Origin of the sequence: Serratia sp. CY84636 (genome assembly GCF_052166245.1) — a bacterium.
GTDB classification, from domain to species: Bacteria; Pseudomonadota; Gammaproteobacteria; order Enterobacterales; family Enterobacteriaceae; genus Serratia; species Serratia nevei.
In genome coordinates this window covers 659891-681347 of sequence record NZ_JBJNOX010000001.1, presented here as the reverse complement: position 1 = coordinate 681347, position 21457 = coordinate 659891, and the positions used below count along the sequence as shown (strand labels likewise).

At 59.0% G+C, this 21457-nt stretch carries 21 protein-coding genes; 9 read left to right on the top strand and 12 right to left on the bottom strand.

Annotation, left to right across the window (positions count from 1 at the left end):
* Positions 1–41: 41 nt before the first annotated feature.
* Both ACJ8QI_RS03490 and ACJ8QI_RS03485 read right to left on the bottom strand, forming a co-directional pair.
* The gene (locus ACJ8QI_RS03490) at positions 42–818 is read right to left on the bottom strand and encodes a molybdopterin-dependent oxidoreductase (protein WP_141970008.1); all 777 of its coding nucleotides are present in this window, start codon (positions 816–818) and stop codon (positions 42–44) included.
* 10 nt (positions 819–828) lie between these two features.
* Positions 829–1440: a cytochrome b/b6 domain-containing protein gene (locus ACJ8QI_RS03485; protein WP_288398816.1), complete on the bottom strand. Its 612-nt coding sequence runs from the start codon at positions 1438–1440 to the stop codon at positions 829–831.
* A 150-nt stretch (positions 1441–1590) separates the two neighbouring features.
* On the opposite strand from ACJ8QI_RS03485, the gene ACJ8QI_RS03480 reads away from it, so the two are divergent.
* On the top strand, positions 1591–2304 hold the full coding sequence (locus ACJ8QI_RS03480) for a response regulator transcription factor (RefSeq protein ID WP_047728196.1): 714 nt from the start codon (positions 1591–1593) through the stop codon (positions 2302–2304).
* 3 nt (positions 2305–2307) lie between these two features.
* A complete protein-coding gene (locus ACJ8QI_RS03475; RefSeq protein WP_230490224.1) occupies positions 2308–3774 on the top strand; it encodes a sensor histidine kinase in 1467 nt (488 codons plus the stop codon).
* Here the strand turns inward: ACJ8QI_RS03475 and ACJ8QI_RS03470 are convergent.
* From ACJ8QI_RS03470 to ACJ8QI_RS03430, 9 genes are all read right to left on the bottom strand, one after another.
* A complete protein-coding gene (locus ACJ8QI_RS03470) occupies positions 3771–4439 on the bottom strand; it encodes a fimbria/pilus periplasmic chaperone (protein ID WP_060438937.1) in 669 nt (222 codons plus the stop codon). The two genes, ACJ8QI_RS03475 and ACJ8QI_RS03470, sit on opposite strands and share 4 nt — an antisense overlap.
* A gap of 9 nt (positions 4440–4448) precedes the next feature.
* Positions 4449–6083 carry a fimbrial adhesin EcpD gene (ecpD, locus tag ACJ8QI_RS03465; protein WP_141970016.1) on the bottom strand — a complete coding sequence of 545 codons (1635 nt, stop codon included), beginning with the start codon at positions 6081–6083 and terminating at the stop codon, positions 4449–4451.
* Positions 6073–8625, bottom strand: a complete 2553-nt coding sequence (locus ACJ8QI_RS03460) for a CS1-pili formation C-terminal domain-containing protein (protein WP_442532081.1) — start codon at positions 8623–8625, stop codon at positions 6073–6075. The genes ecpD and ACJ8QI_RS03460 overlap by 11 nt, the downstream gene beginning before the upstream one ends.
* A gap of 17 nt (positions 8626–8642) precedes the next feature.
* The gene (locus tag ACJ8QI_RS03455) at positions 8643–9311 is read right to left on the bottom strand and encodes a hypothetical protein (protein ID WP_141970019.1); all 669 of its coding nucleotides are present in this window, start codon (positions 9309–9311) and stop codon (positions 8643–8645) included.
* 78 nt (positions 9312–9389) lie between these two features.
* On the bottom strand, positions 9390–9977 hold the full coding sequence (gene ecpA, locus ACJ8QI_RS03450) for a common pilus major fimbrillin subunit EcpA (RefSeq protein WP_004939148.1): 588 nt from the start codon (positions 9975–9977) through the stop codon (positions 9390–9392).
* A 427-nt stretch (positions 9978–10404) separates the two neighbouring features.
* Positions 10405–11034, bottom strand: a complete 630-nt coding sequence (locus ACJ8QI_RS03445; protein ID WP_442532080.1) for a helix-turn-helix transcriptional regulator — start codon at positions 11032–11034, stop codon at positions 10405–10407.
* Positions 11035–11199: 165 nt separating this feature from the next.
* Complete coding sequence (locus tag ACJ8QI_RS03440; protein WP_442532131.1) at positions 11200–12039, bottom strand: winged helix-turn-helix domain-containing protein; 840 nt, start codon at positions 12037–12039, stop codon at positions 11200–11202.
* 528 nt (positions 12040–12567) lie between these two features.
* A complete protein-coding gene (locus tag ACJ8QI_RS03435) occupies positions 12568–13989 on the bottom strand; it encodes a heavy metal sensor histidine kinase (RefSeq protein WP_442532079.1) in 1422 nt (473 codons plus the stop codon).
* The gene (locus ACJ8QI_RS03430; RefSeq protein ID WP_033650568.1) at positions 13986–14657 is read right to left on the bottom strand and encodes a heavy metal response regulator transcription factor; all 672 of its coding nucleotides are present in this window, start codon (positions 14655–14657) and stop codon (positions 13986–13988) included. The genes ACJ8QI_RS03435 and ACJ8QI_RS03430 overlap by 4 nt, the downstream gene beginning before the upstream one ends.
* A gap of 140 nt (positions 14658–14797) precedes the next feature.
* On the opposite strand from ACJ8QI_RS03430, the gene ACJ8QI_RS03425 reads away from it, so the two are divergent.
* The 4 genes from ACJ8QI_RS03425 to ACJ8QI_RS03410 all read left to right on the top strand — a co-directional run bounded on the left by ACJ8QI_RS03425 (position 14798) and on the right by ACJ8QI_RS03410 (position 17437).
* Positions 14798–15424: a hypothetical protein gene (locus tag ACJ8QI_RS03425; protein WP_060421289.1), complete on the top strand. Its 627-nt coding sequence runs from the start codon at positions 14798–14800 to the stop codon at positions 15422–15424.
* 12 nt (positions 15425–15436) lie between these two features.
* Positions 15437–16042, top strand: coding sequence for a cytochrome b/b6 domain-containing protein (locus ACJ8QI_RS03420; protein WP_442532078.1), 606 nt, complete (start codon positions 15437–15439; stop codon positions 16040–16042).
* Positions 16035–16802 carry a molybdopterin-dependent oxidoreductase gene (locus ACJ8QI_RS03415; protein ID WP_336843058.1) on the top strand — a complete coding sequence of 256 codons (768 nt, stop codon included), beginning with the start codon at positions 16035–16037 and terminating at the stop codon, positions 16800–16802. Before ACJ8QI_RS03420 ends, ACJ8QI_RS03415 begins: the two co-directional genes overlap by 8 nt.
* A 122-nt stretch (positions 16803–16924) precedes the next feature.
* A complete protein-coding gene (locus ACJ8QI_RS03410; RefSeq protein WP_336843059.1) occupies positions 16925–17437 on the top strand; it encodes a hypothetical protein in 513 nt (170 codons plus the stop codon).
* Between the two features lie 164 nt (positions 17438–17601).
* Here the strand turns inward: ACJ8QI_RS03410 and ygbI are convergent, their stop codons facing one another.
* On the bottom strand, positions 17602–18369 hold the full coding sequence (gene ygbI, locus ACJ8QI_RS03405; protein ID WP_336843060.1) for a DNA-binding transcriptional repressor YgbI: 768 nt from the start codon (positions 18367–18369) through the stop codon (positions 17602–17604).
* A gap of 283 nt (positions 18370–18652) precedes the next feature.
* Between ygbI and ltnD the strand changes: the two genes are divergently transcribed.
* From ltnD to otnC, 3 genes are read left to right on the top strand one after another with little or no spacing between them, the layout of a single operon-like run.
* Positions 18653–19567, top strand: a complete 915-nt coding sequence (gene ltnD / locus ACJ8QI_RS03400) for an L-threonate dehydrogenase (protein WP_336843061.1) — start codon at positions 18653–18655, stop codon at positions 19565–19567.
* On the top strand, positions 19567–20826 hold the full coding sequence (gene otnK / locus ACJ8QI_RS03395) for a 3-oxo-tetronate kinase (protein ID WP_442532077.1): 1260 nt from the start codon (positions 19567–19569) through the stop codon (positions 20824–20826). Before ltnD ends, otnK begins: the two co-directional genes overlap by 1 nt.
* Complete coding sequence (gene otnC, locus ACJ8QI_RS03390; RefSeq protein ID WP_419722769.1) at positions 20823–21455, top strand: 3-oxo-tetronate 4-phosphate decarboxylase; 633 nt, start codon at positions 20823–20825, stop codon at positions 21453–21455. Before otnK ends, otnC begins: the two co-directional genes overlap by 4 nt.
* Positions 21456–21457 lie beyond the last annotated feature (2 nt).

The window sequence follows — 21457 nt, the reverse complement described above, 5'->3', positions numbered from 1 at the left end:
GTCAAAGGCACCGGGGTGCCGGAGAATGGCCGGCGGCCGCCTCAGCTGCCGCCAAACCAGTTGTAACCCTGGTCTTCCCAGTAACCGCCCGGGAAACGGTTGGTGACCTCGATCACCTGAATGTGTTTCGGATTCTTGTAGCCCAGCTTGGTCGGCATGCGCAGCTTCATCGGGTAGCCATACTTGCGCGGCAAGATCTGGCCGTCATAGGTCAGCGCGATAATCGTCTGCGGGTGCAGCGCGGTGGCCATGTCGATGCTGGTGTAGTAGTCATCGGCACATTTGAAGCTGACGTAGCGGGCGCTCAGATCCGCGCCGATCGCCTTGAGAAAGGTCGCGAACGGCACGCCGCCCCACTTGCCAATGGCGCTCCAGCCCTCGACGCAAATATGGCGCGTCACCTGGCTGACCTGCGCCATCCGGTGCAGCTGCGGCAGGCTCCAGGCGCGTTTGTCCTGCACCAGTCCCGCCACCTCCAGACGGTAGTCGTCACCGTTGATGTCCGGCGCGTCCTCCTCGGCGTAGAAAGCGTTGAACGGGAACGGCCGGGTGATCATCGATTCCGGGTAGACCGGCGCCAGGCGGTCGCCATTGAACAGCCAGCCCTGCACCCGATCGTTGAAGCGCGAGATGCGGCTCAGCGCCTGTTCGACGTTGGCGTTATCGCTGAGATCGCAGCCGGTGAGCATGGCGATGCCGCCCAGCGTCAGGCCGTTGCGCAGAAAGCGGCGGCGCGAAGGCGCGCTCAACAGCCGCTGCGCTTCTTTGACGATCGCCTGCCCTTCAATGACCGTCATGATCGGTTTATCCTTTTCCATCATTCACTCCTTAGCGTCCGCGCAGCATGGCCAGCAGCGTCCGTGGCACCAGCGCCACCATCACCAGGTGAATCGCGACAAAGGCCACCAGCGCCGACATGGCGAAAAAGTGGATATAGCGCGCCGCCTCATAACCGCCGAGCAGCGTGCGCAGCAGCGGAAACTGCACCGATTTCCACAGCACCAGCCCGGACAGCGCACTCATCACGCCGAGGATCATCACCGACAGATAGGCCACGCGTTGCACCATGTTGTAGTGGCGCAGGTCGGCGTGTTGCAGCCTGCCGCGCAGCGCGGCGCCTGCATCGGCGAGAAACTGCCGTGGGCTGAGCGGCCAATACTTGCGTTTGAAACGCCCGCTGGCCAGGTTGATCAGCAGGTAGCACAGCCCGTTGACACCGAACAGCCACATGCCGGCGAAGTGCCACTGCAGCGCGCCGCCCAGCCAGCCGCCGAGCGTCAGCTCGTTGAAAAAGCTGAAGTTGAACAGCGGCGAGGCGTTGTAAATACGCCAGCCGCTGGTCACCATGATCAGCATCGCCAGCGCATTCAGCCAGTGCGTCAACCGCAGCCACAGCGGATGTACGGTCTGTCGTTGTTCCGGAGTGAGAGTGAGGCTCATAAAGATACCTGCCAGCTAGCGATGCGATGAGCCGAGTATTCCCCGGATTTGTTCCCCAAGACCTCACGCAAAGTTAAATAAAATGTGATAACTCCACCGGTGGGGGTTGTGTAGACTTCAGAGAGAATCAGGCAATCAGCGGTAATGAGAATGGACAAGCCAAAACGAATTTTGATCGTCGAGGACGACGGCGACATCGCCGAGCTGTTGCAGCTGCATCTGCGTGACGAGGGTTACGCCATCAGCCACGCCGCCGACGGCAACCGGGGCATGGCGATGCTGGAACAGGGCGGCTGGGATGCCCTCATCCTCGATCTGATGCTGCCGGGCGTGGACGGATTGGAGATTTGCCGCCGGGCGCGCACCATGACGCGCTACACACCGATCATCATCACCAGCGCGCGCTCCAGCGAGGTGCACCGCGTGCTGGGGCTGGAACTGGGCGCCGACGACTATCTGGCCAAACCCTTCTCCATGCTGGAGCTGGTGGCGCGGGTCAAGGCGCTGTTTCGCCGCCAGGAAGCGATGAGCCGCAACCTGCGCATGGACGCCGGCGTGCTCAGCTTCAACGATTTGACCATCGATCCGATCGCCCGCGAGGTGCACCTGCACCAGCAGCCGGTCGAGCTGACGCCGCGCGAATTCGATCTGCTGTACTTTTTCGCCCGCCACCCGGGCCAGGTGTTCTCGCGCCTCAGCCTGTTGAATCAGGTCTGGGGCTATCAGCACGAAGGGTATGAGCACACCGTCAACACCCATATCAACCGGCTGCGCATCAAGATCGAGCGCAACCCGGCGGAACCCGAGCGCATCCTCACGGTGTGGGGCATGGGCTATAAATTCGCGGCCGCGCCGCAAGAGTAAGCCATGAAAAACCTTACGTTAGCGCAACGCCTCACGCTGATCTTCGCGCTGCTGATCGTCATCGGCTGCGCCTTTTCCGGCTGGATGCAGGTGCGCAGCAATACCCAGTACAGCCAGGCGGTGATCCAGCGCCTGTCCGGCAACCTGGCGCAGCATATCGCCGACAGCAACCCGCTGCTGGGGGTGAACGGACCGGATCCGCAGGCGGTGCATACCCTGTTCGATCAGCTGATGGCGGTGAACCCCAGCGTGGAGGTTTACCTGCTCGACAAACAGGGCGCGATTATCGGCAACGCCGCGCCGGCCGGGCATCTGAAACGGCAGCGGGTCGCATTGCCGCCGCTGCAGGCGCTGCTCGATGGCGCGCAGATGCCGGTGTATGGCGACGATCCGCGCAGCGAGGACGGGCGCAAGGTGTTCAGCGTCGCGCCGCTGAAGGTCGATGGCCGGATCGAAGGCTATCTGTACGTGGTCTTGCTCGGCGAAGAGTACACGGCGCTGGCCAGCAACGCCCAGTTCAACTCGGCGGCCAGGATGGCCCTGTGGACCTCCGGGGTGATGGTGCTGTTCAGCCTGCTGGCCGGCGGTTTCGCGTTTTATTGGGTGACGCGCCCGATCCGTCGCCTGACCCGGCAGGTCAATGCGCTGGACAGCGGCGGCATCGAAGCGGTGCAGGCCTACGCGGCGCTGCCGGCGGTACGGGCCGGGCGCGACGAAGTCAGCCAGCTTCAGCAGGCCTTCCACCGCATGGCGCAGCGCCTTGCCGAACAATGGCAAACGCTGGCACAGCAGGATCGGCTGCGGCGTGAGTTCATCGCCAATGTCTCGCACGATCTGCGCACCCCGCTCACCTCGCTGCACGGCTATCTGGAGACGCTGTCGGTCAAGGCCGCCACCCTGAGCGAAGCCGATCGGCGGCGCTATCTGGAGATCGCGCTGGCGCAGAGCCGCAAGGTGGGCAAGCTGGCGCAGGAGCTGTTCGAGCTGGCACGGCTGGAGTACGGCGTGGTGAAGCCGCAGAAAGAGCCCTTCTCCCTCAGCGAACTGTTGCAGGACGTATTCCAAAAGTTCGAGCTGGCGGCGGAGGCGCGTAACCAGCGGCTGCACGCCGACATCGCTCCGGGCATTCCGCCGGTGTTCGCCGATCTCAGCATGATTGAGCGGGTGCTGACCAACCTGCTGGACAACGCCATTCGCCATACGCCGCCCGGCGGCGACATCGGCGTGCGGCTGTGGCGGCAGGAAGACCAGGTAATGGTGCAGGTCAGCGACAACGGCCCCGGCATTCCGCAGACGCTGCGCGCCGATCTGTTCGTGCGCCCGTCTGTTCTGAGCGGCGCCCGGCGCCCTTCCGGCGGACTGGGCCTGATGATCGTGCGGCGCATTCTGCAGTTGCACGACAGCGATATTCAGCTGATCGAACAAGCGCAAAGCGGCGCCTGCTTCCGCTTTGCCATTCCGCCGCGTTAATCGAGGCAGCTGCGATCGACGCTGATAAATTTGTCGTTATAAATAATGAATTTCTGCCCCTTCAGCCGAATACCGGCATGGGTCAGCGTATCGCCGGGGCGCAGGTATTCGGTGACGCCCTCTTCATCCGTGCTGTTGCAGCCCGGCTTGAGCAGGAACTTGAAGTAGGTGTTGCCGGTGTTGGTGAGCGTACCGCGCTGGGTATCGAGCCGATAGGCAAAGTTTACCTGACGCGGGCGCACCACCAGAATGGTGTCCATCACCACGATCGGCTCCAGGTTGACGCCGGCGCCCCGACGCGGCCCCGGCTCGAACAATCGGGTCGGCACTTCGCGAAATGACACCCGGTAATAACGCTCGCGATTATCCTGCGGCCCGCGGTAGAAAAACTTATAGTACTCCGCCTGCCCGGCCTGCAGCGTCAGCTGACGCGGCGCGAACAGCAGCTCGCCGTCCGCCGGCCGGCTGCGCACCTCGCGCTCTCCCGGCCGATCGATGGCGCGAATGCTCACCTGATACAGGCGCGCGCTGCGGTTGTTATTCAACACCCGCTTGGCGGTGAATGAGCGATCCTGATCCATGGCAAACGTCAGGGTACCGACATTGATCGCGGCGGCGGTAAAGGGGAAGGACAAACACAGCAACCCTATCAGCACAAGTTTCACGCCCTGCCCTCAATTGATGTTGCGCCAGGTGGCTTCGACATGAATTTCACCGGCGGCGCTGACGTCGCCATACCAACCGTTGCCGTCGACGGTTCTCAGCGAGATCGGGTTGTTCATCGGAATGCTAAAGGTCACGCGGGTCTTGTTCAGCACCCCCACTTCACCGGAGATATCATTCCACGGGGTGCTGCTCCAGAGCGCATTGGTCATGTCGTGCCACTGGCCATCGCAGCCGGCGGCGAAGCTCTGCTGGCCGTTGGTGCTGGTGGTGATGCCAAGGGTGGCGGGGAACGGTACCCGGGTACTGTCATCCGCAGAAGAAAAGAGGCAATAGTTCACCCCGTTGATCGCCTGAGTCGGCCCGGTCGCCATCACCCTCACCTGATCGGCGGCGGTTTTGCCGCTGGTGGTCACGAAGTAGCCGAACTCCAGCGCCGGCTCCGCCGGGCCGACATAGCCTTCACGGTGTGGGCTGTTGTCGTAATCATCGGAAATAATGCTGATGCTGAAATCACGCGGCTTGATAATCAGCTGGTTTGAAGTGGAAAACTCATACCATCCCGACTCCGGCGAGGTGGTGTTCTGAAAACGGAAATTGATCAGATCGCGGGTGCCGCTGTCGGAAATCCCCAGCGCGACCATCTGTTTGAAGAAGTTACTGGAGAAGAACACATAGACCGCGTTGCTGCTCTTCAACTCGTTAAACGTATAGTAGCTGCCGGTGCCCGACGTGTTTTTCCAGGTGTTGCCGTTCAGACTGAACTGCAGATCGGCGGCGTTCACCGCAGAGGACAGCGCCGCATGGTTAATCGCCGGGAAAATATGAATCGAGGTATTGCTGACGCTGCCGTCGGTCTGCAAATCGTAGCTGACCATCTTGCACATGATGCCTGAGCGGGCGCCGATGGTCTGGTTCTTGCAATCGGCATTGCCCTCGCCGATGATCGGCACCCCATCGCTGTTGACGAACACCTCCGATACGGCATTGGTATTGATAAAGCGCAGGTGGGCCGCCTTGCTGTGCGTGACGGTGCGCTTGTACCAGCTGCCGCTGGCCTGATCCCGACAGCGGCCGCCGGCCGCGGCGTCGTAAGCCACCGACGTTTGGCAGCCGTTGATCTGCATGCTGAAAGCTTCGCCCGCCGCCATCTGCTTCAGATATTGATAGAAGCTCGGCGACATCATGCCGTGCATCCATTTTGCACCGCCGGGCGTGACCACGGCGCCGTAAAATCCCTTTTCGTCGGTGGTCTGCGGCAGAATCAAGCTGGTATCCATATTGCAGCCGGCATACCAGTTGATGCAGCGCAAGCCGAGGAACGGATTCTTTATCGGCGCATTTTCCAGCCACATGTCATAGCGCCAGTTGGCATTCAGCCCCGTGTTGTAACCATTATCCACGTACCCCAGGCTTTGCTGATAGACAGTGCCGGAACCGCCGTATTTCAGCCCGGTCCACTTATTGGCGCCGGTCATACGCGGATCCAGCCCGCCGGCCGGCGTGACGAAAAAGTTGTCGTCGGCGTTGTTCTCCACGAAGACAAATTTCATGACCGCCGCATCCGGCCAGTTGGTCTGGCTGACCGCCGCCTGCAGCGCGGGGGCGACCAGCGCCAACAACAACAGCGCAACGTTAGCTCTCATGATCAGACTCCCCGGATGACATATTGCCCGCATAGGTTTTCAGCCCGGTGCAGATCACGTCGCCGACCCACACGGCGCCTTGCGCCTTGCTGAGATCCAAATCCACTTCGCATGTCTGATTGCCGCTGTGGGTAAAATCGATAACCGGGAATTTCTTGTCGACGTCCATGATAAATTCGCCTTTCTCATCGGTGCGAGTGCGGCCGATATGGTTCTTGATATAGGCGTTGGCCAGCAGCGTGCCGTCCTCCGCTTTGATGCGACCGAACACCGTCACCATCTGTTTTATCTCCGGCGAGATCACCGCCACGTTGCCCGGATACAGGGTGAGCTTGCTCTTGCGCTTGGTGACGATGTCGAAGCTCTCCGCCGAGTTTTTGTTGTTCATCAGCTCAACGTCGTACTGACCGTAAGGCGACAAAGGCAGGTAATTCTTATTGCCGCTCAGCTTCACCATCCGGCCGTCAACACGTGCGGTCAGCAGGCCGTCGTTTTCAATGCCGGTATTGAAGATGATCCCGGCGTTGCCTTCGTTGCGGCCACTGATGGCGATATCACGCCCTTGCCAGCCCACGCTGCCGCTCGCGGTCAGGCTGCTGTTAACGTAGCCGTCGGCGGAGCTGCTGACGTTGAGCGTGCCGGCCGAATACTTGGTGTCGAAGCGCGCATAGCCGCCACCGTTGAAGCGGTTGTCGCCGCGGGTATCACCGGAAATCGCCCGCGACAGGTTGGCGCCCAGGGTACGGATCGGCCCGTCCTTGATGTCCTTGCGTGCCGCCAGGTTGGCGGTGGTGTAGCCGTTCTGGTTGGAAACGCCGGCGCTGAGCCAGTTGCCCATCGGCAGTGAAAAATCGAGCGCGATGTACTTGCCGGTATTGGCGTTGCTGCTGCCGTTGTTGTAGCGTTGCACGCCCGCACGTACGCCCAGCGTGCCGAAGCGGCCGGTAAAAATATTTTGGTAATAATCGGCGTTGTAATAGTGACTGTCGTTCTTCTTATCGTCGTTGTAGCTGGCGCTCAGGGTGCCCAGCGGAGACCACAGCGCCCCCAGATTAAGGCTGCCGCCAACGGCGCGGTTATAGGCGTCATTTTGCAACAGACGATCGCCAATCTGCGTTTTCTCCTGATTGATCCATACGCTGCTGAAGCCGCCGGGCAACGCGGCGCTGACGCTATTGACCAGGCTCCAGGAGCGATCGGAGGCCGCCATATTTTGCAGGTTGATCTGAATCGACTCGGTCACCGGCAGGCTGACGCGGCTCTCGCCGACGGCGTTGCCGTCAAACGAATACCCCGACAGCGCCCAATTAAGCGTTTGCAGATTGCCCGTAGCCGAAGCGCCAAGCAAATAAGAGTCCTTTGCCGGGCGGTGACGTTCCCGTTCACCGCGCCAGTCGTCCATGCGCAGCATCCCGCCCCAGAATTGCCAGGCCAGCGGCGCATTGGCGCCGCGATTGGGGCTGAACAGTTTATTCACTCGCTGCATGCGTTTATCGACCACTTTGCCGTTGACCACGACCTCCACCTCTACGTCATAGATACCGTAGGGCAAACTGCCGGTATCCACTTCATGGTTGCCCATCGTGAAGTTTTGTACGCTGAGCAGCCGCCCGTCGCGCGACAGATGCACCTCGCCGGCCGAGGGGAAAAAAACCACGATCGGCGTCAGCGATTGGGAATTATCGAATACCGTCGAGTTGGCGCGGTTGCCGTAGGACAGACCATAAATCTTGCTCGAGTTGATGGTGGTGACCGGCCCCAGCGACTGCAGATTCCAGCTGTCCAACATGCCGGCGGCGAAACGGCGACCGGCGAAATCACGCTCGTACATCGCTTTGTACAGCGTGGCGTTTTCATCGCCGCTGCCGATACCGTAGATGGAGCCGTTCAACTCCACGTGGTGTTCACGCAACGCCGTGACGCTGTTGAGCGATAAATAACTGGAGGTGTTGCCTTCGCTGGCGCGGGCCCGGTTATCGTAGACCCCGAGGTTATAATCCAGCGTGCTGCTCACGGCATCCACGCTGGACGCGCCGATGTCGCTGGAACGAGCGCGCAGCACCGTCCCCAACGCGGATTCCTTCACCACCAGCTGCAGGTTGAGCTGCCGGAAATCCAGCGCCAGCCAAGCGTCGTCCGCGACCCGGATATGCTGCTGCCGATCGAATGGCGCATCCTGCAAAGCCTGCAGCTGGCCGGCAATCGCCGCCGTCAGCCGGGCGCCGTCGTCGTTATCCTCCAGCGTCACCCGACGAATCTTTAGCCTGTCCTGATCCAGGTAGAGAAAGGCATGGCCGATGCGGCTGTCGTCTTTGACGCCATCGCTCTTTTCATAATGCAACAACAGCGGAATACTCATCCCCTCGCGCAACGCCAGGCTGAAAGTGTGCGGGATCAGCACGCCGTTAATCTGCGTCAAACCGGCCGCCATCGCCATACGGCCAGGCAACAGCGTCGGGAGCGCCAGCGCACCGGCAGCCAAAAGCGTTCTCAACAGCACAGCGTTCACATGCCACTCCTTGCGTGATTGTTTTGCATCCATCGTGGATAACGCGCGCATCACTTCACCGGGATAAACTGTTCGCCGTGCCACAGCGCGACGCGTCCTTTTTTATCGTTGACGTCAACCTTGCTGAAGGCGCGATCCTTCCCCGGCATCACGAAATAGTTTTCCTTGCAGTCGCTGCCGTCTTGCTTGTTCCTGCAATTGCCGTAGGCCACCACTTTGAACGTGGCGTTGCCGGTGTTTTTGATCCGTCCGTTGGCGAACTGATAGGCGAAGCGATCCTGCCGAGGCGCCACCACCAAAATGGTGCCGATGCGCGCCGACGTGGTGGCCACGGCATTACGCCGAGCGGAGTTTTGCCCCGCCTCGCTCAGCGCCTGATCGAACCAAACGATGCGGTAGTAACGCTCCTGGGCATCATTCGGCCCCTTGTAGTAAAAGCGGATCACATCGCTGGCGTTGGCCGGCAAGATCAGGCTGGCGGGCGACAGCAGCATTTCATCCCGGCTGCTCATCGGGATCACCGTACCGGAGGCCAGGGGACTGGAAATGCGTTCGATCTTGATGTTCACCAGCCGGCCGCTGTCGGTGGTGTTTTTGATCTCCTTGCTCAGGCGCGCGCTGTCGCCAGGCATGAAGGAGCTGATCTCACCCACATCGAGAGCCAAAGCCGGCCGCAGCAGCATTAACATCAGAGTGACGGCGAGAGAAAAGCGTGTCATTGCGGTATTCCACTGGCGTTGATGAACGATAAATAGCAGGAGGTCTCCCCCCTGCCAGATGCAGATCGTTCGGAGGGATTAGGAAGTCCAGGTCGCGTTGAACTCGACGCTGACGTCGCCGCTCCAGATACCTTCCGGCAGCGTGCTGAAATCCGTGACGGCGGTGGTGCCGTTTGACGTCGCGCCGATGATGCTGAAGGTGAACTGATCCTGCGCGCTGGTGCGGCCGGCCTGGTTGTAGGCGTTGGACAGGGCGCTCAGATTGCCGCCCAAAATGCCGGCGGTGGTGTCGATCATGGTGGTTTCAGCCGTTTTCCCAACCACTGCACCGTTATAGTTCACCCCGACTTCCAGCGTAGAACCGGAAGTATCCAGCTGAGTCAGCGTATTGGAGACCAGTTTTGAGGTCAGTTTGAAAGCGGTGGCCGTGGTATCGCCTTCCACGGTGACGTCAAACAGGCCTTTCTGGCTGTTGAAACCCTTAATGCCTTCTGCATAGTTGAAGGCCAGGCTGCCAATCGGCGTCACAACCAGTTTGCTGGTGGTGTCTTTCTTGGCGGTCGCAGACCAGGTTGCCAGCGCCTGAGCGGTAACGTCGGCGGCTTGAGCAGTGCTGACCGCTGCAAAGGCGGAAACGATCGCCAGAGCCAGTGTCATTTTCTTCATGGTATAACTCCCTTCAATGTTGAATATGTTTTCTTTCTTTCGTCCATTCTCAGCCAGCCGTTTGCATCACTGCGTTTAGCCAGTCTGCTTGACGCCACAAGAATATCCCCGACCGATCAAAAAAGAATCATTAACTACTAAAGTTCAAATATTTAGATTTAAATCCCGACATTAATGTTTTAACCCCCACCAATCACATTAAAAAGTGGGTTAAGCCTTTAATGAAAGCACAATCACATTGTGGTTTATCCCCTGCAAGGCGGTGATTGTTTAACCACAAATATGCTCTGTTCGCCCTTCCCATGTCGGTGCAAAATTTCAGCGCCGGCGTTGTTCGCTGAGGGGGGATTGATTGGATTTACGCAGGGGGCAGCAGCCAATCAAGATCGGCCGCTGTAGAGAAAAGGGGGGGGCTTCTCGTCACGTGTCAGGAAGGGTATCGGGTTCTCAGAGTAAGGATAAGCCGCATAAAGCCGGCCTGATTGAGGCCCAGTTTTCGCATAATATTCAGTTTATGGGAGCTTATGGTTTTGTAGCTTCGGCGAGTCACGGTGGCGATACTTCGTGGAGATGCGCCGGCAACCATCATGGCCAAAACTCGCCATTCACCGTCAGATAATGCGGCTGTAGAGTGCACCAGCCGGGCGCGAATATGCGGGGAACGATAGCCAGAGAACTTGCCCGCAGCCGCAATGGCGTCACTCAGGCAATGCAATGGCTCCTCCTTAGCCACGATAGCTATGCGCGCATCCGCCGCCAACAACGCTAATATGCCGGGATGTTCTATCGTGGTGAAAATCACCAAGGGAATTTCCGGCCAGACATTTTTTGCCGTCAGAACGAATCGTAATACATCATACAAATATTCGCTCTGATGATATAACTCCATAATAAGCGCGCGAGGCTTTCCCTCTTTCAATGCCCCCTCCAGCTCCCTCAAGGTATCGATAAAATAGCTGTCACTTGATTGGGTAACGAGAAATGCTTCCATTCCTCTTCTCACTAAATAGCTGGGTTCAAAAAATAGCAGCGCATCACCGAAATCGGCTTTAACCATACATAATCACCATAATGAGGTAGAAAGCGGTAGAGAAAGGGAAATACCTCTCGTAAACGCCACACGGCAACCCGCCCAATGAAAGTCGAACGTTCTATTTCAACACTGTAATATTTTTGTCATATCCATCGTCCTTCAGTCGCGTTGGGCAGCGGCTATCAATGGTCAATTAATAAACTCGGCATTGTCGCTTTCCAAACCTGAACAGATCTCCATTTTATGTTCACGCAAGATCTTGCAGCGCAGCAGGAATAAGCGGGAAATGCCGGAAATGTAAGCCCTAACCTGATTGCTGCGCACCACCAGCAAAAACTCATCGCCGCTGCACTCTCCCGTTTGGTGCGCGGCGTAAGCCAGAATATCCCGATTCAGGCTGGCGTTGACCGTCGCGGAGGCATCAGGCAACGACATGAAAACCTTACAGTTGCCCGACTTTCCCAGGTAGCTCTCCTGCCGGGCCCCCGAGCCGCTGAAATAGGCCGTGACAGCAATAGCCATGAGGATCCCCCCCAGAACCATCGCGCTGAACATCAGCCACCCGCGGCGGGAATAACCAAGATGAGAAGTGGCCCTAATGATGGCGGTTTCGGACGGCGGATTGGTTGCCGCTTCGGGCGTAGTTCCCGGCACCGCCGCGGCAGGCTCCGCGTCGTGAATATCTTCCGCGTCCTCATAAGACTCGATGGTAATCTCATCACGCAACATAAAGCCCACTTTAGGAACCGTAACAATGACCTCATCCTCGACGCCAAGGTTTTTAATCACCCGACGCAATTTGCTGACGCACTGATTAAGATTATTATTGCTGGACACCATGCCGTAATCGTCCCAGACCTTCTTGAATATCAGTTCACGCCCTACGGCCTCGCCATGGTGGGCAATCAACAGCAACAACAACCGTTTGGAAGGACTGGATATGGATATGGGATCGTCAGAAAAATCTGTTGGGCTAAGGGTTCTGGTGTCTGCGTCAAAGAGAATATGGTCATTAAATCTATATTTCATTTTATTCACATGTTTTCACTATAGCGATCATTTATAGTTTGGCGTCAAATGTTAATGAAATATTAAATAAATATTTAATCAGGTAATTCGCGAAAATACCCAAGCACAGGCAAGAAAAACCACTCAATTAACGCCACGAAATACGCTTTGTCACCTCACCATCGTTTATATAGGATTTTTCTTGCAAACCATAACCAAAGGTTAACCAATCACCTCATTCATTGATATATTGACGTGACAAAAACCACAAAGTTAGTTTTTTGTGTCGCAAATTATCAATTTTAAGGAAAATCATCTCAAAAAAAGACCGCAGAACTAAATTTTAATAAAAAAATAATAACACGTGAATGTTGAGCGTAATCACAGACCGCAGTCCATCCGCATTAGCCCGATGAATTAACGCGTTTGCCGCGCCGCAAATGTTAAATTTTAGGTTCAGTCAAGGCGGTGGGAAACAATAATGAAAGGAAAAACTTACGAATGGCGCCTGTCGCGTTTTCCGCAACAGGCGAAAACATTCGCGGTAGCTCATTGAACTGATGAGGGGAATATCAGGCTAAAGGTCAAGCAAGCAGAACCCCGGCCATCGGAACACTGCGCGCGAACGTCACCGCCGTGCAACGTCATGATGGCGCGCACGATAGACAGCCCCAGCCCACTGGCATGATTGCCGGCGCTGCGCGCGGGATCGGCGCGATAGAAGCGATCGAACAGCTTTTCCAGCTGTGCCGGCGCGATCGGCGGCCCCTGATTGATAACCTGTACCCACCAGGCATCGGCGCGCCGTTCAGCCCGCAGGACGATCCGGCTGTTTTCGTCGGCATAACGCACTGCGTTAGCCACCAGGTTGCTCAAGGCGCGCTGGAACAGCATCGCGTCCGCCTTCAGCGTTCCCTCACCTGCGCAGCTCAGCGCGATGCCGCGTTCTTCCGCCAGCCCCTCGAAGTAATCCGCCACCCGACGCAGCTCCAGCGCCACATCCAGCCGACTGTAGTTCAGCGCAGACTGCGCCTCGCCGGCGCGCGCCAGGAACAGGATGTTTTCCACCATGCGGGAAATGCGCTCCAGCTCATCCATATTGTTCGACAGCAGGGTTTCGTACTCCTCCACGCTGCGGGGCTGGTAAAGCGCCACCTGACACTGGCCCATCAACGCCCCTACCGGAGTGCGGATCTCATGGGCCAGATCGGCGGAAAACTGCGTCAGCCGCTGATAGCCTTCATTCAACCGATCGAGCATCGCATTGAACGAACGGGTCAGCTGCTGCAGCTCCTTCGGCGCCCCCTGCTCGCTGAGGCGTGTCGACAGCGTATTGGGTGCAATCTGCGCCGCCTGCGCCGCCATGCGCCATAACGGCTTCAATCCTCGGCGCATGACCCCATACCCCAGGAGCGCAATCAGCAGGAAAGCCACCGCCACCGCCGCGACGATGCGCCACAGGTAGCGCGCCAGCATCTTCTGTTCGTTGACCATCACGTGCGCGGCGGAGATCTGCAACAGGCTGCCGTCTTCCAGGCGCACCATCGCGGAAGCCGCGCGCAGCGGCACCCCCTGCGCCGTTTCCCCGCCGCGCACGGCGGCCAACGTCTGCGCCTGACCGGCCGGCGTCGGCACGATCGGCGGCAATGCCACCCCAGCCGGGTTCACGTTGATGAGCGGTTTTTGTCCCGGGATTTGGAAAATCAGCACGTCCTGTTCATTGCCCAGCATGTTTTCAAACAGGCCGTTATTGGCGGTCAGGCGCGCCAAAGGAAAGCGCTGCCCCAGCAAATGGCGGAAATACTCTACGCGCCCCGTCACCTGCAGATCGCTGCGCAGCGTCATTTCCTGGCGCATGGCGCTATACAGATACCCGCCTGTCCCGCTCACCACCAACGCGGCCACCAGCGCGAACAGCGTGGCGGTGCGCAGCGTCAGCGATACCGGCCGACGTGACGTGCGCCCACTCACGAGCGTGGCTCGCAAACATAGCCGATGCCGCGCACGCTGTGGATCAGCTTGACGTCGAACGGCCGGTCTATTTTGGCGCGCAGGCGTTTGATGGCCACGTCAACCACATTGGTGTCGCTGTCAAAATTCATGTCCCACACCTGAGAGGCTATTTGCGTGCGCGACAGCACTTCGCCCTCGCGCCGCACCAGCAGATGCAGCAGCATGAACTCCTTGTTGGTCAACGGGATCACCTGATCCTGGCGCACCGCCCGGCGGCGCAGCACGTCCAGCTGCAGATCGGCGATGGCGTAATGATCGGCTTCGCGCGCCGGCCCGCGGCGCAGCAAGGTGCGCAAACGCAGTACCAGTTCGGTAAACGAAAACGGTTTAATCAGATAATCGTCCGCGCCCAGTTCCAGGCCGTGGATGCGATCCTGCACGCCGTCGCGGGCGGTGAGAAACAGAATCGGCACGTCGCTTTTCTTGCGCAGCACCTCGATAATCTGCCAGCCATCCAGCCCCGGCAGCATCACATCGAGCACGATCGCATCGTAATCCTGCTCCAACGCGCGAAACAGCCCGTCGGTGCCGTTGCGCGCCAAATCGACGCCGTACCCCGCTTCCCCCAGCCCTTTCTTCAGGTAATCCCCTGTGCCGATATCGTCTTCAACTACCAGTATTCGCATGCTCGCCACCTCGTTACGTCTGCAAAAATACTAGCAGCTTCGGCGGACAAACTTGATGACATTAATGTCATCAAACGGCCATGGCGCTGACCCAATGGCTCAACCATGCTTAACCGGCAAACTCATTTCAGGAGAACGTTATGATTACCCGTCATCGTATAGCCGGTTTACTGTTATCTACCTTGCTACTGTCCAGCGGCCTGGCCGCCGCCGCCCAAACGCCGGGCAAAGTCATCGCGCCGCTGCGCGGCACCATCAGCCAGGTGGCCGACGGCAATCTGCAGTTGACCGATCGCAAAGGCGAGACACTCAGCGTCAAGCTGAACGATCAGACCAAAGTGCTCAGCGTGTCCAAAGCCACGCTGGACGACATCAAACCGGACAGCTTTATCGGCACCGCCGCCGTGCCGCAGCCGGACGGCACGCTCAAAGCGCTGGAGGTGCACGTATTCGCCGCCAGCCTGCGCGGCACCGGCGAAGGGCACTCGGCCTGGGAATCCGCCGACGGCAAAGTGGACACCATGACCAACGGCACCGTCGGCAAACTGGTGAAATCCAACGGCCGTACCCTGACCGTCACCTACGGCAACCAGCAGAAAACCGTCGTCGTGCCGGAAGACGTGCCGATCGTGACGCTGGATCCGGGCGATTTGAGTCTGCTGAAGCCGGGCGTGCACATCGTGCTGTTCTCCGCCGTCAACGATAAGGGCGAGCGCATCGCCACCCGCATTTCCGCCGGCAAAGACGGCACCGTGCCGCCGATGTAACCGGAGAAAACCATGAAAACCAACGCGTCGCGGCCGGTGCATCGCTGGCCGGTTCGAATCACTCATTGGATCAACCTGTTCGCCATGGTGTGCATGTTCATGAGCGGTTGGGAGATCTATAACGCCTCGCCGCTGTTCGATTTCCGCTTTCCGCCACAGATGACGCTGGGCGGTTGGTTGGGCGGCGCGATTGGTTGGCATTTGGCGGTGATGTGGCTGTTGGCGCTCAACGCCGTCTGCTATTTGCTGTGGAGCCTGTTCAGCGGCCATTTTCGCCACGATCTGTTGCCGCTGCGCGTCGGCGCGCTGCGGCAGGATATCTGGCTGGCGTTGACGCTGCGCCTGCGCCACCGGCATGGCCACTACAACGCCATTCAGAAGCTGATGTACCTCGGCGTACTGGCGCTGGGCCTGTTGCTGGTGCTGTCCGGCCTGGCGATCTGGAAGCCGGTTCAACTGCAGGGATTGGTCGCCCTGTTTGGCGGCTTCGATTTCGCGCGCTACGTGCATTTCTTCGCCATGGCCGGCATCGGCCTGTTCGTGGCGATCCACGTCTTTATGGTGATCATCGTGCCCAAAACGCTGTGGGCGATGATAACGGGTGGCAAACATGAATGAGAAAAAGCCGCGGGCAACCGCGCCAAAACTGGAACCGGACCAAAAAAAGCAGTTGGTCAATCTGCAGCGCCGCCTGATGCTGCGTTCCGGCCTGACGCTGGGTGGTATCGCCATGCTCACCGGTTGCAACCTGCAAGACGGCGATCGGGTGGATAAGGTGCTGTGGGCCATGTCGCGCTGGAACGACCGGGTGCAGGCCTGGCTGTTCAGCGGCCAGCGGCTGGCGCAAACTTACCGGCCCGATCAGATTACCCACCCTTTCCCCTTCAACGCGTTTTACCCGGAATACAACGTCCCCGAGATCGATCTCGCCGGCTACCGGCTTGAGGTCGCCGGGAAAGTGGAGAAAAAAGCCGCCTGGACGCTGGAACAGCTGCAGCGGCTGCCGCAGCAAAGCCAGATCACGCGTCTGATCTGCATTGAGGGTTGGAGCGCCATCGGCCAATGGGGCGGCGTGCCGCTGCGCACCTTTCTGCAGCACGTCGGGGCGGATCTGAATGCCGGTTACGTCGGCTTCAAATGCGCCGATCGCTACTACTCCAGCCTCGACATGGCCACCGCGCTGCACCCGCAGACCATCCTGGCGCTGGATTTCGGCGGCAAGGCGCTGCCGGCGGACTATGGCTACCCGCTGCGGCTACGGGTGCCAACCAAACTGGGGTTCAAAAACGCCAAACATATCGCCGCGATCTTCGTCAGCGACGTCAATCCGGGCGGGTATTGGGAGGATCAGGGCTACAACTGGTTCAGCGGCATTTAGTTTTGCGCGGCGCTGCGCATAAGCCTCATCGGCGACTGGAGGATCTTCTCCGCCGCGGTTAATAATCTGTTCGTCACAACGGGGGTAACTATAGGAAAAATAATAGTAAAAAGGATTTTATCATGGAGATTGATGTGAGGGAGTCACACACAGGGATAGCAGACACCTACAGGTATCAGATTGCAGTAAGAAAAGGTGATGGTAAAACGGCCGTCTATCATTTGGATTTCAAGAAAATTGGGCAAAATATGCACCATTGGTTTGCCCCAGTGTATGTGGAGACGGCTCTCCTCAATAATGCTTTCTCTCTGGAGTTTTATGATATTAAGGCGCTGAGCGACGCAAACAGGCATCAGCGCTCAGCTTTCGATACCTATACCGCAATGCATTACACCCTTCTTCGACGCGAACGCTTATTCGTAGTTGGGATCGGGGAAACCCTTCTCAAGTTTGCCTATCAGTATCATGCCAGGATCATCTTCAGTGCACCGTTAAGGCCAGCACTAGCTAAAATTTATGATTTTTTGTTGAAAAAATACGCCCGTACAGGGCATTATTTATACAAAATAGAGTTTGTAAAGGACGGCCTCTATGTCATCGAAATCCCGCGTAGCCCCCATAACCACCCATACTGACCAGCAACACGTTAAGGAACAGCGCCTGAAAGAAATGCGAGCCTTCCACGAAGAGTGGTGGGAACAAAGGCGCCGCGAATGGCGCGAACGCGGCGGTTCTGAAGCCAGTGAAGCGCCCGCCTGTGGCATCGATAGCGAACTTTCATCCTGATTCCGGTTCGTTCTTACTCTTCCCCTGCCGTCAACAACGCAAGCCCCGCTTGCTCGATTGCTTCCCGCGCGGCGGTGGGCAGCCCCTCGTCGGTAATGACGGCGTCAAAGGCGGCGATCGGCAGCGCCAGGTAGGTCGCGATCTTGCCGTATTTCGAGGTGTCGCTGAGCAGAATGCAGCGGCGGCTGGCCTCGACGATGGCCTTCTTTACCATCACCTTGTCTTCGTTCGGCGTCGACAGGCCGCGCATGCTCCACGAAGAGGCGGAGATAAACGCCAGATCGATAAACAGACCGCGCAGCGCCTGTGCCGCCGCTTCGCCAACGCAGGAACGATTTTCCCGGCACACGGTGCCACCGGTGTGGATGATTCTGCACTGGCTATGTTCAATCAGGAAGCCGGCGATGACAAAGTCGTTGGTCACCACCGTCAAATCGTCACGTTCTCCGATCTGTTTCGCCAGCGCCAGCGTGGTGGTGCCGGCATCCAGATAAATGCAGCTGTTGGCGGGAATTTGCCGCGCCGCCAGCCGGCCGATGGCGATTTTCTGCCGGCTGAACATCCCTTCTTTGGCCTGGTGCGAAGGTTCGCTCGCCACCCGCTCAGGCGCCTGCACGCCGCCCGAGACCGACTGCACCGCGCCCTGTTCCTCCAGCTTTTGCACATCTCGGCGGATCGTCATGTGCGACACCCCCAGCCGTTCGGTCAGCTCGGCAATGCTGACGACGCCGCGTTCGGATACCAGCGCAAGAATTTGTTGATGGCGTTCTACAGGTATCACGGTTCCCTCTCGTTGCTGCGGTGATAATAATTGTGATTTTACGTCAATTTTCGTTTACCGATAGCCCTAATTTTTCACGGCGTGACGGCGCGCGCAGTGACGCCAGATAAGCATAAACTTATTTAAAAAACATAACATTAACACTGAATAAGGCCAGAAAACGCACAAAAAACCGTCTCACAAATTGTTAATTATTGTGATAAAGATCGCGGATCAACGGCCGCCAAGCGCTTACATTTAACACAACAAAACAAATTATCACTAAAATTAACAGGAGTGCAGTATGACACACCCAGGGAAATATGCCGTCTGCATCATTGGGCTGGGCGCGATGGGCATGGGCGCGGCGCGCTCGTGCCTCCGCGCCGGATTGACCACCTACGGGGCGGACCTGAATCCGCAGGCACTGGCGGTGCTGCAACAAGCCGGCGCGAAACAAACGGCACCCAGCGCGCTCGACTTCGCGGCCGAGCTGGATGCCGTGCTGTTGCTGGTGGTGAACGCCGCCCAGGTGAAGCAGATCCTGTTCGGCGAACAAGGCCTGGCGCCACAGCTCAAGCCGGGCACCGCGGTGATGGTCTCTTCGACCATTTCCGCCGATGACGCCAAACAGATCGAGCAACGGCTGCTGGACTACGGGCTACCGATGCTGGACGCACCGGTTTCCGGCGGGGCGGCCAAGGCAGAGGAAGGCCAGATGACGGTGATGGCCGCCGGCGCCGACGCCACCTTCGAGCGCCTGCAACCCGTGCTGGACGCCATCGCCGACAAGGTGTACCGCATCGGCGAGACGATCGGTCTGGGCGCGACGGTAAAAATCATCCACCAGTTGTTGGCTGGCGTACACATCGCCGCCGGCGCGGAAGCGATGGCGCTGGCCGCCCGCGCTGGCATCCCGCTGGACGTGATGTATGACGTGGTCACCCACGCCGCCGGCAACTCCTGGATGTTCGAAAACCGCATGCGTCACGTGGTCGACGGCGACTATGCGCCCAAGTCAGCTGTGGATATCTTCGTCAAGGATCTGGGGCTGGTGGCGGATACCGCCAAGGAATTGCACTTCCCGCTGCCGCTGGCCTCCACCGCTTTCACCATGTTTACCGCCGCCAGCAACGCCGGTTACGGTAAAGAAGACGACAGTGCGGTGATCAAAATCTTTGCCGGCATCGATCTGCCGCAGAAAAAGGAGGCGCTCTGATGCTGCTTGGCGTAATCGCGGATGATTTTACCGGCGCGACCGACATCGCCAGTTTTCTGGTGCAAAACGGCCTGCCGACGGTGCAGCTGAACGGCGTGCCGCAAGACGAAACGCAGATAAACGCACAGGCGGCGGTCATTAGCCTGAAATCGCGTTCCTGCCCGGCAGAGCAGGCGGTCGAACAGTCGTTGCAGGCGCTGGCCTGGTTGCAAAAACAGGGCTGCCGCCAGTTCTATTTCAAATACTGCTCCACTTTCGACAGCACCGCACAGGGCAATATCGGCCCGGTGACCGACGCCCTGCTCGCCGCGCTGGGGGAAAGTTTCACGGTTGTCTCACCGGCGTTGCCGGTAAACGGCCGCACGGTCTATCAGGGCCACCTGTTCGTCGGGGAGCAGCTGCTGTCTGAATCCGGCATGCGTCATCACCCGGTCACGCCGATGATCGAGAGCAACCTGCTGCGCCTGATGGAGTCCCAGGCCGCCGGGCGCTGCGGGCTGGTAACGGCGGCGGAAATGGATCGCGGCGCCGAGGCGGTCAGCGAGAAACTGCGGCAATTGGCGCAGGACGGCGTGCGCTACGCAGTGCTGGATACGCTCAACGAACGGCATCTGCTCATCCAGGGTGAAGCGTTGAAAACGATGACGCTGGTGACCGGCGGTTCGGGCCTGGCGATCGGCCTGGCGCGGCAATGGGCGCAGAACGGCGAACGTTCGGCAGAGGCGGCAGGTGCGCCGCAGGGGGAAAAAGCGGCTGTACTGTCGGGCTCGTGTTCTGTGATGACCAACCGGCAGGTGGCGCACTATTGCGAACGCGCTTCGGCGCAGGCCATCGATATCGGCCGCTGCCTCGAGCCACAGGCGCGCACCGCCTACGCCGCCGAGTTGGCGCATTGGGCGCAGCGCCACGCCGGGGAGGCGCTTGCCCCGCTGATCTACGCCACCGCAGCGCCGGAAGCGCTGCAGCAAACGCAACGGCAGTACGGTAGCGCCGCCAGCGAGGCGGTGGAGGCGTTGTTCGCCGAGCTGGTGGTGCAGCTGTGCCAGTTGGGATTCAGCCGCTTTATTGTCGCCGGCGGCGAAACCTCCGGCGTGGTCACGCAGGCGCTGGGCATTCGCGGCTTCCATATCGGCCCCAGCATTTCCCCCGGCGTTCCCTGGGTGCGCGCCAACGACCGGGCCATTTCACTGGCATTGAAGTCAGGCAATTTTGGCGATGAAGCCTTCTTCACGCGCGCGCAAACGGAGTTTCCAGTATGACCATGACCATCGAGCAGCAGGCACGAGAAGAGATGGTGCGCCTGGGCGCTTCGTTTTTCCAACGCGGTTACGCCACCGGCTCTGCCGGCAACCTCTCGCTGTTGCTGCCGGACGGCGCGCTGTTGGCGACGCCGACCGGCTCCTGTCTCGGCGAGCTGCAGGCCGATCGCCTGTCTAAAGTGAGCCTGAGCGGCGACTGGCTCTCCGGCGACAAGCCGTCGAAAGAGATCAGCTTTCACCGAGCGCTGTATCTGAACAATCCTGAATGCAAAGCGGTGGTGCACTTGCATTGCACCTACCTCACGGCGCTCTCTTGCCTGCAGGGGCTGGACGTCGACAACGCTATCAAACCGTTCACCCCCTATGTGGTGATGCGCGTCGGCAAGGTGCCGGTGGTGCCCTACTACCGCCCCGGCGACGAAAGGCTGGCGCAGGATCTGGCCCGCCTGGCACCCACCCACCGCGCCTTTTTGCTGGCCAACCACGGGCCGGTGGTGACCGGTAAAGACCTGCGAGCGGCGGCGGACAATGCCGAAGAGATGGAAGATGCGGCGCGACTGATCTTCACCCTCGGCGATCGTCCTATCCGCTATTTGACCGATGATGAAATTGCCGAATTACGGAGCTGAAC

What these genes read in the sequence shown, in the direction of transcription:
- ACJ8QI_RS03490 (WP_141970008.1), bottom strand. Translation starts at nt 818, where the DNA reads ATGGAAAAGGATAAACCGATCATGACGGTCATTGAAGGGCAGGCGATC.
- ACJ8QI_RS03485 (WP_288398816.1), bottom strand. Translation starts at nt 1,440, where the DNA reads ATGAGCCTCACTCTCACTCCGGAACAACGACAGACCGTACATCCGCTG.
- ACJ8QI_RS03480 (WP_047728196.1), top strand. Translation starts at nt 1,591, where the DNA reads ATGGACAAGCCAAAACGAATTTTGATCGTCGAGGACGACGGCGACATC.
- ACJ8QI_RS03475 (WP_230490224.1), top strand. Translation starts at nt 2,308, where the DNA reads ATGAAAAACCTTACGTTAGCGCAACGCCTCACGCTGATCTTCGCGCTG.
- ecpD (WP_141970016.1), bottom strand. Translation starts at nt 6,083, where the DNA reads ATGAGAGCTAACGTTGCGCTGTTGTTGTTGGCGCTGGTCGCCCCCGCG.
- ACJ8QI_RS03460 (WP_442532081.1), bottom strand. Translation starts at nt 8,625, where the DNA reads ATGGATGCAAAACAATCACGCAAGGAGTGGCATGTGAACGCTGTGCTG.
- ACJ8QI_RS03455 (WP_141970019.1), bottom strand. Translation starts at nt 9,311, where the DNA reads ATGACACGCTTTTCTCTCGCCGTCACTCTGATGTTAATGCTGCTGCGG.
- ecpA (WP_004939148.1), bottom strand. Translation starts at nt 9,977, where the DNA reads ATGAAGAAAATGACACTGGCTCTGGCGATCGTTTCCGCCTTTGCAGCG.
- ACJ8QI_RS03445 (WP_442532080.1), bottom strand. Translation starts at nt 11,034, where the DNA reads ATGGTTAAAGCCGATTTCGGTGATGCGCTGCTATTTTTTGAACCCAGC.
- ACJ8QI_RS03440 (WP_442532131.1), bottom strand. Translation starts at nt 12,039, where the DNA reads ATGAAATATAGATTTAATGACCATATTCTCTTTGACGCAGACACCAGA.
- ACJ8QI_RS03430 (WP_033650568.1), bottom strand. Translation starts at nt 14,657, where the DNA reads ATGCGAATACTGGTAGTTGAAGACGATATCGGCACAGGGGATTACCTG.
- ACJ8QI_RS03425 (WP_060421289.1), top strand. Translation starts at nt 14,798, where the DNA reads ATGATTACCCGTCATCGTATAGCCGGTTTACTGTTATCTACCTTGCTA.
- ACJ8QI_RS03420 (WP_442532078.1), top strand. Translation starts at nt 15,437, where the DNA reads ATGAAAACCAACGCGTCGCGGCCGGTGCATCGCTGGCCGGTTCGAATC.
- ACJ8QI_RS03415 (WP_336843058.1), top strand. Translation starts at nt 16,035, where the DNA reads ATGAATGAGAAAAAGCCGCGGGCAACCGCGCCAAAACTGGAACCGGAC.
- ACJ8QI_RS03410 (WP_336843059.1), top strand. Translation starts at nt 16,925, where the DNA reads ATGGAGATTGATGTGAGGGAGTCACACACAGGGATAGCAGACACCTAC.
- ltnD (WP_336843061.1), top strand. Translation starts at nt 18,653, where the DNA reads ATGACACACCCAGGGAAATATGCCGTCTGCATCATTGGGCTGGGCGCG.
- otnK (WP_442532077.1), top strand. Translation starts at nt 19,567, where the DNA reads ATGCTGCTTGGCGTAATCGCGGATGATTTTACCGGCGCGACCGACATC.
- otnC (WP_419722769.1), top strand. Translation starts at nt 20,823, where the DNA reads ATGACCATGACCATCGAGCAGCAGGCACGAGAAGAGATGGTGCGCCTG.